The organism is Micromonospora sp. DT233, assembly GCF_049841815.1.
In the GTDB taxonomy this organism is placed as follows: Bacteria; Actinomycetota; Actinomycetes; order Mycobacteriales; family Micromonosporaceae; genus Micromonospora.
This window is the reverse complement of sequence record NZ_JBNCLB010000001.1, coordinates 586,903-606,601: the sequence shown is the minus strand read 5'-3', so window position 1 is coordinate 606,601 and position 19,699 is coordinate 586,903. Positions and strand designations below refer to the sequence as shown.

At 74.7% G+C, this 19,699-nt stretch carries 14 protein-coding genes and 2 pseudogenes; 7 read left to right on the top strand and 9 right to left on the bottom strand.

The genetic code is table 11. The features are described from left to right. The first annotated feature begins 333 nt into the window (after positions 1–333). Positions 334–1,959, top strand: coding sequence for a chaperonin GroEL (groL, locus tag ACLQ2V_RS02930; protein WP_425716745.1), 1,626 nt, complete (start codon positions 334–336; stop codon positions 1,957–1,959). 205 nt (positions 1,960–2,164) lie between these two features. On the opposite strand, the gene ACLQ2V_RS02925 is transcribed toward groL, so the two are convergent. From ACLQ2V_RS02925 to ACLQ2V_RS02915, 3 genes are all read right to left on the bottom strand, one after another. Continuing rightward, the gene (locus tag ACLQ2V_RS02925; protein WP_425716995.1) at positions 2,165–2,425 is read right to left on the bottom strand and encodes a hypothetical protein; all 261 of its coding nucleotides are present in this window, start codon (positions 2,423–2,425) and stop codon (positions 2,165–2,167) included. 108 nt (positions 2,426–2,533) lie between these two features. Beyond that, positions 2,534–3,553, bottom strand: a complete 1,020-nt coding sequence (locus ACLQ2V_RS02920; protein ID WP_425716744.1) for a GNAT family N-acetyltransferase — start codon at positions 3,551–3,553, stop codon at positions 2,534–2,536. 87 nt (positions 3,554–3,640) lie between these two features. Further along, a complete protein-coding gene (locus tag ACLQ2V_RS02915) occupies positions 3,641–6,031 on the bottom strand; it encodes a S8 family serine peptidase (RefSeq protein ID WP_425716994.1) in 2,391 nt (796 codons plus the stop codon). Positions 6,032–6,398: 367 nt separating this feature from the next. On the opposite strand from ACLQ2V_RS02915, the gene ACLQ2V_RS02910 reads away from it, so the two are divergent. Continuing rightward, the gene (locus ACLQ2V_RS02910) at positions 6,399–7,154 is read left to right on the top strand and encodes an SDR family NAD(P)-dependent oxidoreductase (RefSeq protein WP_425716743.1); all 756 of its coding nucleotides are present in this window, start codon (positions 6,399–6,401) and stop codon (positions 7,152–7,154) included. 44 nt (positions 7,155–7,198) lie between these two features. After that, the gene (locus ACLQ2V_RS02905; protein WP_425716742.1) at positions 7,199–9,028 is read left to right on the top strand and encodes a glycerol-3-phosphate dehydrogenase/oxidase; all 1,830 of its coding nucleotides are present in this window, start codon (positions 7,199–7,201) and stop codon (positions 9,026–9,028) included. A gap of 13 nt (positions 9,029–9,041) precedes the next feature. Here the strand turns inward: ACLQ2V_RS02905 and ACLQ2V_RS02900 are convergent, their stop codons facing one another. Then, the gene (locus ACLQ2V_RS02900; RefSeq protein ID WP_425716741.1) at positions 9,042–10,442 is read right to left on the bottom strand and encodes an FAD-binding oxidoreductase; all 1,401 of its coding nucleotides are present in this window, start codon (positions 10,440–10,442) and stop codon (positions 9,042–9,044) included. A gap of 35 nt (positions 10,443–10,477) precedes the next feature. Between ACLQ2V_RS02900 and ACLQ2V_RS02895 the strand changes: the two genes are divergently transcribed. Further along, positions 10,478–10,750, top strand: a complete 273-nt coding sequence (locus ACLQ2V_RS02895; protein ID WP_425716740.1) for a DUF4031 domain-containing protein — start codon at positions 10,478–10,480, stop codon at positions 10,748–10,750. Positions 10,751–10,976: 226 nt separating this feature from the next. Here ACLQ2V_RS02895 and ACLQ2V_RS02890 read toward each other — a convergent pair whose 3' ends face one another. Next, entirely contained in the window at positions 10,977–11,783 is an 807-nt protein-coding gene (locus ACLQ2V_RS02890) for an HD domain-containing protein (protein WP_425716739.1), read from the bottom strand. Between the two features lie 120 nt (positions 11,784–11,903). Between ACLQ2V_RS02890 and ACLQ2V_RS02885 the strand changes: the two genes are divergently transcribed. Both ACLQ2V_RS02885 and ACLQ2V_RS02880 read left to right on the top strand, forming a co-directional pair. Beyond that, on the top strand, positions 11,904–13,109 hold the full coding sequence (locus ACLQ2V_RS02885; protein WP_425716738.1) for an FUSC family protein: 1,206 nt from the start codon (positions 11,904–11,906) through the stop codon (positions 13,107–13,109). A 182-nt stretch (positions 13,110–13,291) separates the two neighbouring features. Beyond that, positions 13,292–14,908, top strand: coding sequence for a PrsW family intramembrane metalloprotease (locus ACLQ2V_RS02880; protein ID WP_425716737.1), 1,617 nt, complete (start codon positions 13,292–13,294; stop codon positions 14,906–14,908). A 337-nt stretch (positions 14,909–15,245) separates the two neighbouring features. On the opposite strand, the gene ACLQ2V_RS02875 is transcribed toward ACLQ2V_RS02880, so the two are convergent. Together ACLQ2V_RS02875 and ACLQ2V_RS02870 are read right to left on the bottom strand one after the other, a co-directional pair. After that, entirely contained in the window at positions 15,246–15,413 is a 168-nt protein-coding gene (locus ACLQ2V_RS02875) for a hypothetical protein (protein ID WP_425716736.1), read from the bottom strand. A 215-nt stretch (positions 15,414–15,628) separates the two neighbouring features. Next, a complete protein-coding gene (locus tag ACLQ2V_RS02870; protein ID WP_425716735.1) occupies positions 15,629–15,976 on the bottom strand; it encodes a GroES family chaperonin in 348 nt (115 codons plus the stop codon). 141 nt (positions 15,977–16,117) lie between these two features. On the opposite strand from ACLQ2V_RS02870, the gene ACLQ2V_RS02865 reads away from it, so the two are divergent. Then, positions 16,118–17,458 carry an AI-2E family transporter gene (locus ACLQ2V_RS02865; RefSeq protein ID WP_425716734.1) on the top strand — a complete coding sequence of 447 codons (1,341 nt, stop codon included), beginning with the start codon at positions 16,118–16,120 and terminating at the stop codon, positions 17,456–17,458. 21 nt (positions 17,459–17,479) lie between these two features. On the opposite strand, the pseudogene ACLQ2V_RS02860 reads toward ACLQ2V_RS02865, so the two are convergent. Beyond that, positions 17,480–18,166 (bottom strand): annotated as a pseudogene (locus ACLQ2V_RS02860) (ATP-dependent DNA helicase); the annotation flags it as partial. Positions 18,167–18,280: 114 nt separating this feature from the next. Further along, positions 18,281–19,642, bottom strand: a pseudogene (locus ACLQ2V_RS02855) (ATP-dependent DNA helicase); the annotation flags it as partial. Positions 19,643–19,699 lie beyond the last annotated feature (57 nt).

Sequence of the window (19,699 nt, the reverse complement as noted above, 5' to 3'; positions counted from 1 at the left end):
GCGCCGACGCGCGCTTGCGGCGGCTCGGGCGGTGCTGATCAGGGCTGCGGATTCGACCCGGTGACGGCATCGTGCTTGCACTCGGCATGGGAGAGTGCTAAACAAGTCATTGGCACTCGCATAGTGTGAGTGCCAACGGTCGGGACGGTTTGGGTCACGGTCGTCAGGCGGAAAACCGCCGGGCGGCACGAGGCCGGTCGTCGCGGGCTATCCGGCCCGACCGAGGAGACGTCGTCGTCGCCAGGTGGCGACGTCCCCAAGGTGCGTACACCAGGCGGCCCATCCGGGACACACACTCGGGTGGCCCGTGAGTGTCCAGGAGGACAACGCCGTATGGCCAAGATGATCGCGTTCGACGAAGAGGCTCGCCGCGGCCTCGAGCGGGGCATGAACCAGCTCGCCGACGCCGTGAAGGTGACCCTCGGCCCGAAGGGCCGCAACGTGGTGCTCGAGAAGAAGTGGGGCGCCCCCACCATCACCAACGATGGTGTGAGCATCGCCAAGGAGATCGAGCTCGAGGACCCGTACGAGAAGATCGGCGCCGAGCTGGTCAAGGAGGTCGCCAAGAAGACCGACGACGTTGCCGGTGACGGCACGACGACGGCGACCGTCCTGGCCCAGGCTCTGGTGCGCGAGGGCCTGCGCAACGTGGCCGCCGGCGCCAACCCGATGGCCCTGAAGCGGGGCATCGAGGCCGCCGTGGCCAGCGTCTCGGAGGAGCTGCTCAAGCTCGCCAAGGACGTGGAGACCAAGGAGCAGATCGCCTCCACCGCCTCCATCTCGGCCGGTGACAGCACCGTCGGCGAGATCATCGCCGAGGCGATGGACAAGGTCGGCAAGGAAGGCGTCATCACCGTCGAGGAGAGCAACACCTTCGGTCTGGAGCTTGAGCTCACCGAGGGCATGCGCTTCGATAAGGGCTACATCTCCGCCTACTTCATGACGGACCCGGAGCGTATGGAGGCCGTCTTCGACGACCCGTACCTCCTGATCGTCAACAGCAAGATCTCCTCGGTGAAGGACCTGCTCCCGATCCTGGAGAAGGTCATGCAGTCGGGCAAGTCGCTGCTGATCATCGCCGAGGACATCGAGGGCGAGGCCCTGGCCACCCTCGTGGTCAACAAGGTCCGTGGCACCTTCAAGTCGGTCGCCGTCAAGGCGCCGGGCTTCGGTGACCGCCGCAAGGCCATGCTGGCCGACATCGCCATCCTCACCGGTGGCCAGGTCATCAGCGAGGAGGTCGGCCTCAAGCTGGACGCCGTCGGCCTCGACATGCTGGGCCGCGCCCGCAAGGTCGTGGTGACCAAGGACGAGACCACCATCGTCGACGGTGCCGGCGACGCCGACCAGATCCAGGGTCGGGTCAACCAGATCCGGGCCGAGATCGACAAGAGCGACTCGGACTACGACCGCGAGAAGCTGCAGGAGCGGCTGGCCAAGCTCGCCGGCGGCGTCGCGGTGATCAAGGTCGGCGCGGCCACCGAGGTCGAGCTCAAGGAGCGCAAGCACCGCATCGAGGACGCCGTTCGCAACGCGAAGGCCGCCGTCGAAGAGGGCATCGTCCCGGGTGGTGGCGTCGCGCTGGTGCAGGCCGGCAAGACCGCCTTCGACAAGCTGGACCTGGTCGGCGACGAGGCGACCGGTGCCAACATCGTCAAGGTCGCGCTGGACGCCCCGCTGCGGCAGATCGCCGTCAACGCCGGCCTCGAGGGCGGCGTCGTGGTGGAGAAGGTCCGCAACCTCGAAGCGGGTCACGGCCTCAACGCCGCCAACGGCGAGTACGTGGACCTGCTGGCCGCGGGCATCATTGACCCGGCCAAGGTGACCCGGTCGGCGCTGCAGAACGCCGCCTCGATCGCGGCGCTCTTCCTCACCACCGAGGCCGTCGTCGCGGACAAGCCGGAGAAGACCCCGGCTGCCCCGGCCGGTGGCCCCGGCGGCGGGGACATGGACTTCTGAGTCCAGCCCCACCAACGCCACGAGGGGCGGGTCGCGTCAGCGGCCCGCCCCTCGCGCGTGAAGTCCCGGCCCGGCCCGCGAGGCGTCCACCGCCCGTCGAGGCTCCGGCCGGTCAGGTGCCGCGCCGGCCCGGCACCATGTCGGCGAGGTTCTGGTTGGCGCGGCCCCGGTCGGCGCGGGCGGTACGTTCGCCGTACGCGCCGGCTCAGGTCGGCAGCGGGCGCTGGTTGCGCCGCTTGCGGCGGCGGTCGTACGGCGCGGCGATCCGGATCGGCTCGTCCACCAGGGCGATCGGCTCCTCGGCCAGCGGATCGTCGAGCCCCGTCGTCTCCTCGGCCCGCTGCTCGGCGTCGCCGTAGTCGAGCCGGTCGAACGGCAACCGCCCCGGCAGCCCGGTTAGCGGTGTTCCGGCCTGCGGTGTCCCGGCGGCGCGCGGTGTCGCGTCGAGCGCCCCCTCGAGCGGCATCGCGTCGGTGTCCTCAACCCCGTCGAGCTGTTCGTCGTCCGTGGTCATGACTGCCTCCTCTACGGCAAACCGTAGGGGGACGTCGATGACCGCCGGGACCGAACGGGGCTATTCGCTCTCCCGTCCCGTTCGTGCCGTGGGCAGGACCTTGCGGTAGAGGAAGAACACCCGCTCGATGCGCGCCCCGGCGCTGCCCGAGTAGAACGGCACCGGCCCCACCCAGCCGATCTGCGCCGATCGCATCCCCGCGTCCCGCTGGTCGCGCAGGCAGCGGCGCAGCAGCACGCCGCCGATCCCCCCGCCCGCCGCCTCCGGGGCGGTGCCCATCGGCCCGAACCAGCTCGGCCGCGACGACCCCCAGGCGGCGAAGCCGACGATCCGGCCGTCCCGCTCCGCCAGGTGCGCCCCGGCGGCTGGCCGCCCCACCGAGCCGGCCAGCTCGGCGTCCCAGGAACCGCCGAAGGTGACCCGGGCGAACGCGGTCAGCGCCGGCAGGTCCGCCGGCTCCGCGCGCCGCACCGTGACGCCGCCGTCGGCCAGCCGCCGCTCGGCCGCCTCGGTGCCCCGCAGCGCCGGCGACTCGTCGTACGACAGGTCTGCGGTCATGTTCCAGGCGGTGCGGTCCTGGGCGTAGCCGAGCGCGAGCGCGGCGCAGACCGCCGGGGTGTAGCGCACGTCGATCCCCGGCCAGGCGTAGTACGGCGGGTTGCCGGCCAGCAGCACCTCGGTCGCCCCGCGCTCGGCCAGGGCGCGCTCGGCCCGGCCGAGCAGGGCCCGCCCGACGCCCCGGCGGCGGGCCTGCGGAGCCACCGCGACCAGGTCGACGTGCCCGGAGCCGGGTTCGTGCGCGGCGAGCGAGGCGATCAGCACCCCGACCAGCTCCGCCCCCCGGTACGCGCCCAGCCCCAGCACCGTGCGGTCCGCCGCCGCGCGGCTGTGCAGGGTCTCCACGAGGGCCGCCGCCTCGGCCGCGTCCTCGGGCAGGTCGAGGGCACGCCGGCACAGGTCCACCACGGCGGGCAGCGCCTGCGGGCCCAGTGCGGCAACCGTGATCCCCTGATCCGCGATGCTGCCTTCCCGGTCTGCGGCGGTGCTCTCCCGGTCTGCGGCGGTGCGCTCCTGCTCCATGGTCGCCGACCCTAGGCCATCCCCGCCGCCCCCGGCTGCGCCGACTGCCCGACGGCGCTCACCGCCCGGCCGCGTCCGTCGCCGCGCTCACCCGGCGCGGGCGGCCCGCACGGCGGCGTACGCGTCGACCAGGCCGGCGCCGGTGAGGTTCGCCGGGCTGCCGCAGTCGTCCGCCGAGTTGCCGGTCCCGGCCGGGCCGACCGTGTCGCGCAGGATCCGCCGGGTCCGCTCCAGGTCGCCGACCAGCTTCGGATTCGCCGACCACATCAGCGCCACCACCCCCGCCACCTGGGGTGCCGCCATCGAGGTGCCGTCCTGCGCGGCGTACGTGCCGCCGGGCATCGCGGAGAGCACCCCCACCCCGGGGGCGACCAGGTCCGGTTTGTTGCCGCCCGGCACCGGCCCCCGGCTGGAGAACTCGGCGACCTGGCGGTCGCGGTCCGCCGCGCCGACGGTGAACACGTCCGGGTACGGTGCCGGCGGGTCGACGATCGACGCGCAGTACGGCCCGGTGTTGCCGGCCGCCGCGACGACGAAGATGCCGGCCGCGTCCAGCGCCGCCGTCGCCGGCCGCAGCGCCCCCGGATCGCAGCCCTCGATCGGGGGGCAACCCCACGAGTTCGTCAGCACCTGCGGGGCCCGCTCGGGTCGACCGTCGACGAACGGATCGCCGCCGGCCGGGAACGGGGCCAGCATGAACTGCAGGCAGTCGAGGTAACGGGCCGGGTTGCCCAGGTTGCGGTCCAGGTTCACGCAGCCGACCCAGCTCGCCCCCGGGGCCACCCCGATGCCGTCGCGCCCGACCGCGCTGCCCGTCGTGTGGGTGCCGTGCCCGACCTCGTCGGTCGGCTTCGCCGTGTGGTCCCACGGGTCGTACCAGGAGTCGTCGCCGCCCCGGAAGCCGGCGGCCAGCGCCGGGTGCCCGCCGTCGACCCCGGAGTCCGAGCTGCCCACCACCACGCCCGCGCCGGTGACCCCCAGCTCGGACCAGACCCGGTTCGCGCCGATCAGGGCCACGTTCCAGGCCGGCCCGGTCGGCGCGGGCACGTCGCCCCGGTTGGTCGGGGCGGGGGCCGGCAGCGGGCGCAGCCGCTGGTCGACCAGCACCCGCCCCACCTCCGGCCGGCCGGCCAGCCAGGCCCGCACGCCCGGCCCGCCGTCCACCTCGATGGCGTTGACCAGGTAGTACGGTGTCGAGGCGAGCCGCAGCCGGTCCAGGTCGCGGCGCAGGCCGGCCTGGGTTCGCTCGGCGGTGGCGACGAGGCGTCGATAGACCTCCCGGGCCCGCACGTCCCGCCCCGCCAGGCCGGGCGCCCCGGCGGGAATTCCGCTCAGGTCGGCCTGCTCGCGCAGCACCACCAGCAGCCGCTCGCCGTGCAGGCCGGGCCGGCCGGCCCCGACGTGCACCGCCACGACGCCGACCAGCAGGACCACCACGGTCGCCGCCGCCACCGGCCGCCGGGGCGCGCGGCCACCGGGCCGGCCCAGCAGCACGCCGTACGCGATGCTGAGCAGCGCGCCCACCGCGAGCCCGGCGGCGGCGGTGACCGCCACCCAGTACGGGACGTCGCGGGTGGTCACCAGGACCAGGGTGACCTCCTGGGAGTCGGCGAAGGCCAACGGCCCGAACACGCCGAGCCCGACGAGCCAGCGCGCCGGGGCGGACCGGGCGGCAGTACCGGCGCGGGCGGCCGGCCCGTGCAGGGCCGCCAGCACGAAGCCCAACGGGGGCAGGGTCAGCAGGGCGGGCAGTTGCGCCCCGGAGTGCCCGGCCCCGGCGGCCAGCAGTAGCAGCGTCACCCCGGCGACCAGGCCGCCCACCAGCACCAACCGGGCCGACCGGTGCGTTCGGTCGACCGTGAAGTGCGCCCAGAACCGGGCGTCGAGCAGCGCCCCGGCCAGCAGGCCCACCGCCGCCGCCGCGACCGCCGCGAGGAGGGTCTCCAGCAGCCCACCGAGCGCGCCGAGCCACGCCCAGGGCAGCACGGTCGCCAACCCGGCGGCCACCGCCAGCAGCGTCACCGGCGCGGGCCGCCCGACCCGCTCCCCGTCGGCGGGCCGGCTGGCCCCGGGCTCGCCGGTGCCGGTGCCGGTGCCGGTCGGGTGCGTGCCGGTGGTCGGGTGCGTGCCGGTCGCCGGGTGCGTGCCGGTGGTCGGGTGCGTGCCGGTCGCGAAGCCGTGGCCGGGAGGCGTGGCGGCGGGCCGTCCGGGCAGCCGGGGCAGTGCGATCGCCAGCAGGGCGGCCGTCGCGGCGAGCGCACCGAGGTACGCCTCGTGGTGCACCGGCGGCAGGATGCGCAGCAGGGTCAGCGCCCCGAGCGCGAGCAGCCCGCCGAGCCAGGCCCGGCCGGTGGCCCGGACCGCACCGGAGCGTGGGAGCAGGGCGAGCAGCAGCACCGGCAGGCCGGCCAGCAGCGCGGTGCCGGCGGCCACCGCCGGCCAGAGCCACACCAGCCGGTCCAGCCCGCTGAGCAGCATGAACTGGTCGACCACCCAGCCGACCAGCTCGCTCGGCACGGTGACCGCGACCACCCAGCAGCCGACCAGCGCCGCCGCCACCACCGGCCACGGGCCGGGGCGTGCGGGCGGAGCGGCGAGCGGGGGGTGGCTCGGCAGGGAGGGCGGCGCATCCGGCATTGAAGAACAGTACGACGCCGCCCCACCGCCCGACTGCTGGGCGGCGATCCGCGCGGGCGCTGGCTCGTCGGGCGGGAGCCCGTTGACCACCAGCTAGGGAGGGGCCTGCTGGCGGGATGGCGCCCCCGGCAGGCCGCGGAGCGCAGGCCCGCAGCGGGCCGTATGTGAGGATCCTGCCATGAACCACTCCACTGCACCATTGGCGGGCGTGAGTGCCCTGGTGATCGGCGGCGGCGGCGAGGGCATCGGGCGTGCGATCTCGCGTGCCTTCGCTGCGGCGGGCGCGGCCGTCGCCGTCGCCGACGTCGACCCCGATCGGGCCCACGGTGCGGCCGGCGAGCTGACCGAGGCCGGTGCCCGCGCCGCCGCGCTCGTCGGTGACGTGCGCTCGCGCGCAGACGTCGACGGCTTCGTCGCCCGTACCGTCCGCGAGTTCGGTCGGATCGACACCCTGGTGACGGTCGTCGGAGGGCAGGTCGCGTTCGTGCCCGCGGTGCGCCTGCACGAGATGAGCGACGACGACTGGGACCTGGCGTACGAGATGAACCTTCGGTATGTGGCCCGGGCGGCCCGCGCGGCCATCCGGGCCTTCCTGGCCCAGGGCGCGGGCGGGTCCATCGTCAGCATCGGGTCCGTCGCGGGCGTCATGGCCGCGCCCCGGCAGGCCGCCTACGGCGCCGCCAAGGCCGGGCTCGCCAGCCTCACCAGGACCGTCGCCGCGGAGTACGCCGGTGACGGCATCCGGATGAACCTGGTCACCTGCGGTGCCATCGCCACGTCGGTGGCGAACTCCGGGCCGCAGCCCGAGCGGGTCCCGGAGATTCCGCTAGGCCGGGTCGGGGTCCCCGACGACGCCGCCGCCGCGGCGGTCTACCTGGCCTCGCCCCTGGCCTCGTACGTGACCGGGCAGAGTCTCGTGGTGGACGGCGGAGTGACCGTACGGGGGCCGTTCCCCGCCCGGTGACCCAGCGGATGCCGGGGGGCCGCCGGGCCGGTTAACGTGGACCGGTGCGTGACCCCAACCTCTCCCGAACCGTCGCCGGTCAGCTCTCCCCACAGCGCCGCGCCACGGACCTGAGCCGCCTGCGCGCCGAGCGGTTCGACGTCCTGGTCATCGGCGGTGGCGTCACCGGGGCCGGTGCGGCGCTGGACGCCGCCTCCCGAGGGCTGAAGGTGGCCCTGGTGGAGGCGCGCGACTACGCCGCCGGCACCTCCAGCCGGTCCAGCAAGCTGATCCACGGGGGCCTGCGCTACCTGGAGCAGTTGGAGTTCCACCTGGTCCACGAGGCGCTCACCGAGCGTGGCCTGCTGGCCACCCGGCTCGCCCCGCACCTGGTCCGGCCGGTGCCGGTGCTGCTCCCGCTCCCCGCCGGGCGGGGCGTGCGGGGGCTGCCCGGCCGCGCCCTCCGCCGCTCCTACTACGGCCTCGGCGTGGCCGCGTACGACGCCTTCGCCGGGCTGGTCGGGGGCGGCCGGGGGATGCCGCTGCACCGGCACCTCACCCGCGAGGGTGCGCGGCGGATCTTCCCCAGCCTGCGCGCCGACGCCCTGGCCGGGGCGATCCGCTACTACGACGGGCAGGTCGACGACGCCCGGCTGGTCGTCACCCTCGCCCGCACCGCCGCCAGCCTCGGCGCGACCGTGGTCACCAGCGCCCGCGCGGTCGGCCTGGTCCGCCAGGCCCGCGAGGTGACCGGGGTCCGGGTGCGGGACCTGGAGGCCCCGCCCGGCTCGCCCGACGCCGAGTTCGAGGTGCGCGCCCGCACCGTCATCGCCGCCACCGGCGTGTGGAGCGACGACATGTCCCGGATGCTCAACGACGTCGGGCTGCGCCCCGGGGTGCGGGTCCGGGCGTCGAAGGGGGTGCACCTGGTGGTGCCCCGCTCGGCGATCACCGGCGACGCCGGGCTGATCCTGCGCACCGCCACCAGCGTGCTCTTCGTCATCCCGTGGGGCGGGCACTGGATCATCGGCACCACCGACACCGACTGGCGGCTCGACCGGTCCCACCCGGCGGCCTCCGCCCGCGACATCGAATACCTGCTGGATCAGGTCAACACCGTGCTGGACCGGCCGCTGACCACCGCCGACATCGAAGGCGTCTACGCCGGGCTGCGCCCGCTGCTCTCCGGCGAGGCCGACTCCACCTCGAAACTGTCCCGCGAGCACGCCGTGATCGAGCCGATGCTCGGGCTGCTGCTGGTCGCCGGGGGCAAGTACACGACGTACCGGGTGATGGCCTCCGACGTGGTCGACCGGGCCGCCCGCCGGCTCGGCGGGGTCCGTCCGTCGCGCACCGCCGACCTGCCGCTGCTCGGCGCCGACGGGTACGCCTCGATGTGGCGGGACCGCGCCGACCTGGCCCGCCGCCACGAGGTGCCGGTCGGGGTGGTCGAGCACCTGCTGGAGCGGTACGGCACCCTCGCCCTGGACCTGCTCGCCCTGGTCGACGCCGACCCGCTGCTGGCCTCCCCGCTGGCCGGGGCCCCGGAGTACCTGGCGGCCGAGGTGACGTACGCGGCCGGCGCCGAGGGGGCGCTGCACCTGGAGGACGTGCTGACCCGGCGTACCCGGATCTCCTTCGAGACCGCCCACCGCGGCCTGGAGTCCGCCGAGCACGCCGCGGAGCTGATGGGCGCGGTGCTGGGCTGGGACGCCGCGACCCGGGCCCGCGAGGTGGAGCACTACCGGGCTCGGGTGACCGCGGAGCGGCAGTCCCAGCTCATGCCGGACGACGCCACCGCCGACGCGGCCCGGCTCGGCGCACCCGACGTGCGGGGTTTCGCGGCGGACCGGGGCGACGACGACCCGGTGGGCCTGCCGACCCCGCTGCGCTAGCCGGGCCGGCGGGTCAGAGGACCTTGCCGGGGTTGAACAGCCCCGTCGGGTCCAGCGCCGCCTTGATCGCCTGGTGCACCCGGACCCCGACCGGCCCGATCTCCCGGGCCAGCCAGTCCCGCTTGAGCAGCCCCACCCCGTGCTCGCCGGTGCAGGTGCCGCCCAGCTCCAGGCCCAGCCGCATGATCTCGTCGAAGGCCCGCCGGCCCCGGTCCAGGCTGGCCGGGTCGGCGCGGTCGACCACGATGTTCGGGTGCATGTTGCCGTCACCGGCGTGCCCCACCACGCCGATCGTCACGTCGCACTCCTGCGCGATCCGGGCCACCCCGTCCAGCAGCGCGGCGAGCGCGCCCCGGGGGACGGCCACGTCGTCGATGACCAGGCCGCCGTTGCCACCCGGGTACGCCTGCGCGGCGAACCTCTCCATCGCCGGGTGGGCCAGCCGGCGGGCCTGCAGCAGCGCCGCCGCCTCCACGGCGTCGGTGGCCGCGTACACCTCGTCGGCCCCGGCGGCCTCGCAGACCTCGCCGATGCGGGCCAGGTCCTCGGCGGCCCGCGACCCGGTGTCCACGGCGGCCAGCAGCAGCGCCTGCGCGTCGGTGCGCAACCCCATCGGCTGGTACGCCTCGATGGCCCGCAGGTGGGTCCGGTCCAGCAGCTCCAGCAGGCTCGGGGTGAGCCCCTTCGCGGCGATCTGCGCCACCGCCGCGCCCGCCTCGGCCGTCGAGTCGAAGACGGCGACGAGGGTCAGCGAGGACTCCGGGGCCGGCCGCAGCGACACGGTCACCTCGGTGATCACCCCGAGGGTGCCCTCGGAGCCGACGAAGAGCCGGGTCAGGTCGTACCCGGCGACGCCCTTGGCGGTGCGCCGGCCGGTGCGCAGCACCTCGCCGGAGGCGAGCACCACCTCCAGGCCGAGCACGTACTCGGTGGTCACCCCGTACTTGACGCAGCACATCCCGCCGGCGTTGGTGGAGACGTTGCCGCCGATGGTGGACGACTCCCAGGAGCCCGGGTCGGGCGGGTAGTACAGCCCCTCCCGGCGTACCGCCCCGGCCAGGGTCGCGTTGACCACGCCGGGCTGGACCACGGCGATCCGGCTCACCGGGTCGATCTCCAGGATCCGGTCCATCGCCACGGTGCTGAGCACCACGGCGCCGTCGATCGAGTTCGCCGCCCCGGCCAGCCCGGTCCGCGCCCCCTGCGGCACCACCGGTACGCCGTACCGGCCCGCCGCCCGCACCACGGCGGCCACCTCCTCGGTGCTGCGCGGGCGGACCACCACCAGCGGTGGCGCGGAGTCGCAGAGGTCGGCCTCGTCGCGCTCGTGCATCCGGAGCAGGTCCGGGTCGGTCAGGACGGCGGAGTCGCCGAGGGCGGCGCGCAGGTCGGCGAGGAGGGGGGAGGCAGCCATGCAGCAGAGGCTAACCGCCGGCTAGTTTGTCGACCATGCTCTACGTCGATCGGCCGGCCTGGCCGGCGCGCGGGCGGCTCTGGTCGCACCTGATCAGCGACGTCTCCACCGCCGAGCTGCACGCGTTCGCCGAGGCGCTCGGGGTGCCCCGGCGCGCGTTCGACCGCGACCACTACGACATCCCCGCCGAGCGGTACGCCCCGGCGGTGTACCTCGGCGCCCGGGTCGTGCCCAGCCGCGAACTCGTCCGCCTCCTGCACGCCGCGAACCTCCGCCGCCCCAAACACCTCTGCCGCCCCACCGCCTGACCCGTCCGCCCGCCTTAACGTCCATGATCGACACGATGTGCGTGACATGGGGCCTTCCTTGCGCGGGGATAGCGCCAGATCCCTGACATGGTGTCGATCAAGGGGCTGGTTCCTGAGAGGTGAGACAGAGTTCCCAGCATTTGAGGTGCTGTCGACACAATGCCTCGGGCGCTCGGGACGGCTCGGCACGGCTCGGGACGGGACGGGGGAGGGCGGGCGGCGGGGGTCAGGTGAGGGCGGAGAGTTCGCGGTGGAGGTTGGCGCGGGCCGGGTGCTCCCAGCGGGCGACCAGCGCCGGCAGCCGATAGAGGGCGGGCAGGGCGAGCAGCCCGCGCAGCACCCGGGCCCGTCCGGCCCGGAACTCCGGCTCCGGCACGTGCGCGTACTCCCGGCGGACGGCGGCGGCGTACCGGTCGTACTCCTCGGGCGGGCCGGCCAGCACGGCCAGGTCGGCGTCGCAGAGCAGCGCGCCGTCGCGATCGCCGGCCGTGACCGCGTGGCCGGCGGTGAGCAGCACCAGGCGGCGTACCTCGGCCACCGCCCCGGCCGGCAGCCCGAGGTCGCGCAGCAGCGCGCCGGCGAGGTCGGCGCTGTCCCGCTCGTTGGCGTCACCCGCGGCCCGCGGGTCGTAGACCGCGTCGTGGCACCAGGCCGCGAGCCGGACCAGGTCGGGACGAGCGACCAGCGCGGCGTACGCGTCGACGACGTCGAGGACGGCGGTCAGGTGCCCGATCGTGTGGTAGTGCCGGTGCGGCTCCCGCCAGCGAGACACCAGGCCGGCCCCGGCCGCCGTGCTGGCCGGTTCCGTGCTGGCCGGTTCCGTGCTGGCCAATTCCGTGCTGGCCGGTTCCGTGCTGGCCGGTTCCGTGCTGGCCGGTTCCGTGCTGGCCGGTTCCGTGCTGGCCGGGCCCTTGCCGGCCGGGCGGGCGGTGGCTGCCCCGGCGCCCCGCACCGCCGCCCGCCACCGGTCGAGCAGCTCCGGCACCGGGTCGAGCAGTTCCGGCCCTCGGTCGTCGTCGTGCTGCTCCCTCACCCGGCCGAGTCTGCCGCAGCGCGCGAGGATTCACCTCCGGCGCGACGGGTAGTCCCCGCCATGGCCGTGGCCCGGGACCGCCGAGCGTCGCTCCGGCAACGTGTCGGACTGCCCAACGGCATGGCCGACGTCGACTCGGAACGGGTCGCGCAGCTGGCGAGGCAGTCGCGGCACCGCAGCAAGATCATTTTTAAGGACCGGCTGCGCCGGGTCCGCATGGTGCAGGGCCTGGCGGTCCAGGCCGGACTTGCCGCCGCGCTGGCCTGGCTCATCTCCCATCACATCCTGGGCATCCCGCAACCGGTCTTCTCCCCGATCGCCGCGGTCGGCACCCTGGCCGCGTCGGTCGGCCAGCGGCTGCGTCGGACCATCGAGCTGATCGTGGGGGTGGCGGTCGGGGTGTTCCTCGGCGACCTGCTGATCTACCTCCTCGGCACCGGGGGCTGGCAGCTCGGGCTGGTGGTCACCGCGGCCATCGTGCTGACCACCTTCTGCGGCGGGAGCGTGGCGATCGTGATCCAGGCCGCGGCCACCGCCGTCCTGATCGTCACGCTCAGCCCGTCCACCGAGGACCTGGAGATCCCACGCTTCGTGGACGCCTTCGTCGGCGGCGGGGTCGCGCTGGCGGTGACGACGGTCCTGCTGCCGCTCCACCCGCTGCGGGTGATCAACCGGGCCGCCCGGCCGGCGCTGGACCTGCTCGCCGGCCAACTCGACGTCACCGTCGAGGCGCTGCGCGAGCGGGACGGACACAAGGCCCAGTTGGCCCTGGAACGGCTCCGCGAGAACAAGGAGGAACTGGCCACGTTCGTCGAGGCGATCGAGGGGGCGAAGGAGACCAGCGTGCTCTCCCCGGCGCACTGGCACCGGCGCAGCGAACTGACCGACTACGCCGATGCCGCCGACCCCATCGACCGCGCGATGCGCAACACCGGGACCCTGATCCGCCGCTCGGTCACGCTGATCGAGGACGACGAGCCGATACCGGAGCCGATGCCCGACGCGCTGGTCGACCTCGCCGAGTCGGTCCGCCTGCTGTGTCACGAGTTCGCCGTCGGCTCGGTGCCGGAGAAGTCACGGGCCCGGGCCCTGCGCGCGGTCAGCGCGGCCGGCCGGGCGTACGGGCAGGGGGTCGGCTTCTCCGGCAGCGTGGTGATCGCGCAGGTACGCACCACCGCGAGCGATCTCCTGGTCGCCTCCGGACTCGACCAGGGCGAGGCGAACCGGCTGGTCCGGCAGTCCTTCGGCGATCAGGAAAGGCCGAACCCCGGCCCCGCCGAGGGCAGCACCCCTCCGAAGCACCCCCCGACCCCGCCCCTCGGCTGAGGGGCCAGGCCGCCACACCGCCAGACCGCCAGACCGTCCGCAGGCGGCCACCCCGCCGACCGGGTGAGGCGCCGGACGTACCTGCGCTGGGGGGGGTGAGGTGGGACGTACCTGCTGGGGTGAGGCGCGCGGGCGTGCCGGCCTGCGGCGCGGTGGCCGGTCGGTGAGGTGGTGGCCGGCCGATGCGGCCGGAACAGTCGGCCCGAGGTGACTACGCTGACGGAATGGCCGACACCCCGCCCGGCGGCACCGCTGCGCCACCCTGGAACGCGCCCGATGCCCCGCCCCCGCCCGGCGGGGCCGCGCCTCGGATGCCGCAGCGCCGGCCGGGCTGGCGACGGATCCTGGTGCTCGCCCTGGTGGTGCTGCTGATCGCCGCCTGCGCGGTCTACATGCTCTTCGTGCTCGGCTCCAACCTCGGGGCGGAGGCGCTGCTGATCGGCGTCGTCGCCGCGATCCTGCCGGTGCCGGTGCTGGTCTCCTGCTTCCTCTGGCTCGACCGGTACGAGCCGGAGCCGCTGAAGTACCTGGTCTTCTGCTTCGCCTGGGGCGCGTTCGTCTCCACGGCCGCCTCGCTGACGGTCAACGAGTTCTTCGCCGCCCAGTTCGCCGACTGGGGGTTGCCCAACGCGCTGACCGGGGTGCTGGTCGCCCCGTTCATCGAGGAACTGACCAAGGCGCTCGGGCCGATCCTGCTGCTGATCTTCCGCCGCCGGGAGTGGTCCGGCATCACCGACGGCCTGGTCTACTGCGGGTTGTCGGCGGTGGGCTTCGCCATGGTGGAGAACATCCTCTACCTGGGCGGCTACGGCTACGCCGCCGGTGCCGACGAGTACGGCCCGGCCACCGGCGCCCGGCAGGTCATCCTGACCTTCATCGTCCGGATCCTGCTGTTCGGCTTCGCGCACCCGCTGTTCACCTCGATGACCGGGGTGGGCCTCGGCATCGCCGCCCGAGCCGCCGACCGCCGGGTTCGGTTCCTCGCCCCGCTCGCCGGTCTGCTGCTGGCGATGATGCTGCACGGCACCTGGAACCTGCTGCCGTCGCTGGCCCAGGCCACCGGCGAGGTGATGATCGTCTTCTACGGCTACCTCGGTGTGATGGTGCCGATCTTCTTCGGCATGGTCGGGCTGGCGATCTGGCTGCGCGCCTGGGAGGGCCGGCTGACCGAGCGCACCCTGCCCGACTACGTGCGGGCGGCCTGGCTGACCCCGCCGGAGGTGGCGGCGCTGGGCAGCCTCGGCCGCCGGCACGCCGCCCGGAGTTGGGCCCGGCGGGTGGCCGGCGACGCGGGGCTCAAGGCGATGCGCGGGTACCAGTTCTCCGCCACCCGGCTGGCACTGCTGCGCGACGGGATGCGCCGAGGGCTGGATCGCAAGCCGGCCGACCGGGAGCGGACCGCCCGGGAGGAACGGGAGCTGCTGGACGCGATCACCGCGTACCGGTCCTTCTTCGTCGGCCGGGACCCGCAGGCCCCGGTCGGGCGCTGGGACGGGCACCGCTACCACCTGCGGTTCCCGGACGGCTCGTACCGGCCGATCGAGGCCCCGGACGAGCCGGTCGTGCCGATCCCGGTGGTGCTCACCCCACCGGCACCGGCCCACCACCCGGGCTACGGCCCGCCGGGCGGCTACGGCCCGCCGTCCGGTTACGGCCCGCCGTCCGGTTACGGCCCGTCCGGTAACGGCCCGTCTGGCTACGGCCCGCCGGGCGGCTACGGCCCGTCCGGGGGGCACGGCTCATCCGGCGGGTACGGCTCGCCCGGCGGGCACGGCCACCGGCCCCCCGGGATGGGATGACGCGCCGCGCGAGAAGGGGTTTTCGCGTCGTGGACGTGCTGTCGTCGCACCGCTGGGCAGGGCGGACCGTAGCCGGGTAGGGCGGCGAGTGCCTGCCGGGACGGCGGCGAGGGCGTCGAACCCGGGCGCCTTGAATAGTGAGAAATCCGTTCCATTGCCCGGGACGCCAAATAGATCTTGGTGAATTATGGCCCCTGGAGGGGTCATTTCGTACCAAGATCTATTTAGGTTGATCATTTCCGGCTAGGTTGGCGAGGCTGGCGAGGCTGGTGAGCGTGGGCCGGTCGCCGGTCGGGTCGGTCGGGTCGGTCGGGTCGGGTCGGTCGGGTCGGGTCGGTCAGGTCATCAGGCCGGTTAGGAAGTCGCCGACGCCGGCGGCCATCGCCATCAGGCCCGCCCCGATCGCCTTGAACATCTGCGCCGCGCCCTCCGGTCGGAACGCCACGAAGTAGATCAGGAACGCGACGCTTCCCCAGAGGAACACCTTCTTCACGAACACCGGCACGATCCCTCCCCAGGGCCCTGGACGTGCCTGGCTTCCCATGGCGGGCAGCGGCAAACGACGGGCCGCCGACCGGGGTGGACGAGGGCGGAAGCCGGGACGTATCCGGGGAGGGGTGCTACGGCGGTCTCGAATTCGGCGTACCCGGCTGTGGCGAGCGCGGCCGGGATCCGCCCAGGGCGGGCCGGAGCGCTACAGACAGGTGCGGGCCGGAGGCGCTACAGGTACAGGCCGGTGGAGCCGTTGGACTCCTGCTCGACCCGCTCGGCGGCCACGGCGTGCACGTCGCGCTCGCGCAGCAGGACGTACCCCCGGCCGTGCAGCTCGACCTCGGAGCGGTCGTCGGGGTCGAAGAGCACCCGGTCGCCGGAGACGATCGAGCGGACGTGCGGGCCCACGCCCACGGCGGTGGCCCAGGCCAGGCGCTTGCCCACGGCTGCGGTCGCCGGGATCACGATGCCGGCGGTGGAGCGGCGCTCACCCTCGCTGCCCTCCGTCCGTACCAGTACGCGGTCGTGCAGCAGACGGATCGGCAGGCCGGCGTCGAGGTTCTCATCGGCGGTCACGCCGGAACCGTACCCCGTCGCCTCTGGCCGTCCCGCCGGTGGTTACGCCAGGGTCGGCCGGGGCAATGTGTGGTGGAACCGCCCCGCTGCGAGGTCGACCGACGTATCCTGTCACCCCTGTCCTGCGGGCGGGTCGAGTCTATGCGGGAGGTGCGCTTGAGTCGCTTCGAGCGGATGCGGGGACGGCTTCGGCGCGCGTACGAGTCGGGTCGGGGCGCGATGCGGCAGACCCACATCGATCGTGGCGGTCCGTCCGGTGCGGTGACGGGGCGCAGCGCGCCGGGGGAGGTCGGGGTGGCCTCGCCGACCTCGCCGGGGCCGGCGGCCGCGTCGTCGGCGACCGTGTTCGGTGTCCAACCGCCCGCCGACAGGCACCAATCCACCTCCAGCCGCGACGACGCCGACGTCCCGCACGCCCTGCGGATCGGCGCCGCCTGGTCCTGGCGGTTGATCGTCATCGGGGTCGTCTTCTGGGCGCTGCTGAAGATCGTCGCCAACATCAGCATCGTGATCATCCCGCTGGCCATCGCGCTGCTGCTCTCGGCGCTGCTCGCGCCGGCCGTCGGCTGGTTGCTCAGGGCGCGCTTCCCCCGCTCCCTGGCGACCACGGTCGTGGTGGTCGGCGGCCTGGCCGCCGTCATCGGCACGCTGACGCTGGTGGTCAACGAGTTCATCCAGGGCGTGCCAGAGCTGAGCAAGAAGTCGTCGGAGGGGGTCCGGCAGATACAGGACTGGTTGAAGACCGGGCCGCTGCACCTGTCGGACAGCCAGCTCAACCGGTACATCGACGAGGCGCAGGCCTGGATCAACAACAACACCGAGAAGTTCACCAGCGGGGCGGTCTCCACGGCGGCGACCCTCGCCGAGGTGCTGACCGGCATCGTGCTGGTGCTCTTCGCCACCTTCTTCTTCCTCCGCGACGGCAGCCGCATCTGGCGTTTCGTGGTCCGGCTGCTGCCGGTGGCCGCCCGGTGGAAGGTCGACGACGCCGGTCGGGCCTCCTGGGAGACCCTCGTCGCCTACGTACGGGCCACGGTGCTGGTCGCGTTCATCGACGCCGTCGGAATCGGCATCTTCCTGGTCGTCTTCGACATTCCCTTCGCGTTCCCGCTGACCGCGCTGATCTTCCTCGGCGCGTTCATCCCGATCGTCGGGGCGACGCTCTCCGGCGGCGTGGCGGTGCTGGTGGCGCTCGTCGACAGCGGCCCGGTCACGGCGCTGGCCATCCTGGGCGTGGTGATCGCCGTGCAGCAGGTCGAGGGGCACGTGCTCCAGCCGTTGATCATGGGCCGGGCGGTGGCCATCCACCCCCTCGGGGTGATCATCGGCATCGCCGCCGGCGTGGTCCTCGCCGGGATCACCGGCGCGCTGGTCGCGGTGCCGCTCATCGCGGTGCTCAACACGGCCATCCGCCGGCTGGCCGCGCGTACGGTGCCGGACACTCCGCCGGACGCCGTGGTGGTCGTCGCGAAGACCCCCTGACCGCCCGCAACCGCAGGCGGGTCAGGACTTGGCGAGGCGTTCCAGGGCGCCGCGGGCCACTTCCGGCCGGGTCGTGTACCAGAACGGGGGCAGCGAGCGGCGCAGGAACGGGCCGTAGCCGCGCGCCGTCTCCAGCCGCGAGTCCAGCACCGCGACCACGCCCCGGTCCCCGGTGGCCCGGATCAGCCGGCCGACCCCCTGGGCCAGCCGGACGGCGGCGATCGGCACGCTGACGGCGGAGAAGCCGGAGCCGCCGCCCGCGTCCACGGCGGCGGCGCGGGCCGCCGCGAGCGGCTCGTCGGGGCGCGGGAAGGGCAGCCGGTCGATGACCACGAGCTGACAGGCGTCGCCCGGCACGTCCACCCCCTGCCAGAGCGACATCACGCCGAAGAGGCAGCTCGAGCGCTCCTCGCGGAACCGGCGTACCAGCAGCGGCAGCGACTCCTCGCCCTGTAGCAGCACCGGCAGGTCGGTGCGCGCCCGCAGCAGCTCCGCGGCCTGCTGCGCGGCCCGCCGCGAGGAGAAGAGCCCGAGGGTACGCCCGCCGAGCGCCTCCACCAGCGCCAGCAGCTCCTCGCCGGCGGCGTCGGGCAGGCCGGAGACGCTGGGGCGGGGCAGGTGCGCGGCGACGTACAGGATGCCCTGCCGGGCGTAGTCGAACGGTGAGCCGACGTCCAGCGACCGCCAGCCGGGCCCCTCGGTGGCCGGGACGGTCCCGGTGGCGGCCCCGCTGCCCGGCGCGGCGGCCACCGGCGGCTTGCCGGCCGGGGCGTCGCCACGGGCGGTGGCGGCGGCCAGCGCGGCGGCGGCCGGCGTCGGCGGGGCGGGCGTCGGCGCGTCCAGCCCCAGGGCGCGGGCCACGGTGTCGAAGCGGCCGCCCAGCGCCAGGGTCGCCGAGGTGGCGACGACGGTGCGCTCGTCGTAGAGGTGGGTGGCGAGGGTGCCGGCGACCGAGAGCGGGGCGACCACCAGGGCCCGGCGGCTGCCGTTGTCGGGCTTCTCCACCCAGGCCACGTCGTGGTCGGCCTCCTCCAGCAGCCGCTGGGCGGTGGCGGAGAGCTCGTCGAGCACCGCCTTGGCCTGGGACTTGCCGACCGGGTCCGGGTCGTCGGACTTCACGTCGCCGATGGAGTCCAGGGCGGCCCGGGTGGCCGCGTCGAGCAGGGTGCACGCCTCGCGCAGCGGGCCGGGCAGCCCGGCGGTGAGCCGGCCGGCGGGCACCTCGTTCAGCCCGGCGGCGAGGGCGCCGCCGGCCTCGGTGAGCCGGTCGGCGACGTCCGGGCGCAGCAGCGGCCGGGCCCGCCGGGCGGAGCGTTCGATGAGCTCCGGCAGCAGCTCGGCCTGGGCGGCGGAGGAGACCCGGTCGGCCAGCTCGTGCGCCTCGTCGACGATGAGCAGCTTGTGCGGGGGCACGATGTGCCGGCCGGCGAGCATGTCGACGGCCAGCAGGCTGTGGTTGGTGACCACGATGTCGGCCTCGCGGGCGCGGGCCCGGGACGCCTCGGCGAAGCACTCCGCGCCGAACGGGCAGCGCGACGCCCCGACGCACTCGCGGGCCGGCATGGAGACCAGCCGCCAGGCCTGCTCGTCGACGCCCGGGTCCAGCTCGTCGCGGTCGCCGGTCTCGGTCTCCAGCGCCCAGTCGCGCAGCCGCTGGACCTGCTTGCCCATCCGGCCGGCCTCGCCGAGCCACTTGCCGCCCCCGCCGCCGGAGCGGGGCTCCACGGCGTCGAAGAGGGTGTCGGTGGGCTCGTCCTCGGTCGAGTTGTCCAGCCGGGCCAGGCAGAGGTAGTGGTGCCGGCCCTTGAGCACGGCGAAGGTGGGCCGGCGGCCGAGCACCGGCTCCACCGCGTCGGCGAGCCGGGGCAGGTCGTGGTCGACGAGCTGGGACTGCAACGCCAGGGTCGCGGTGGAGACCACCACCGGGCCGTCGACGGTCAGCGCCGGGGTCAGGTAGGCCAAGGACTTCCCGGTGCCCGTGCCGGCCTGCACCAGCAGGTGTTCGCGGGCGGCGACGCACTCCTCGATCGCGGTGGCCATCTGCTGCTGGCCGGGGCGGGCGGCCCCGCCGGGGACCGCGCCGACCGCCGCCGCCAGCAGCTCCTCGGCGCTCGCCCGCTTGCCGCGCCGCCGGGGGGCGCTGCGGGGGAGGGCGGAACCGGGGGCGGTACGGGGCAGAGTCACCGTGCGACGGTACCCGCCGAGGCCGACACCGGACGCGCCCCGTCCCGTGTCGCGGGG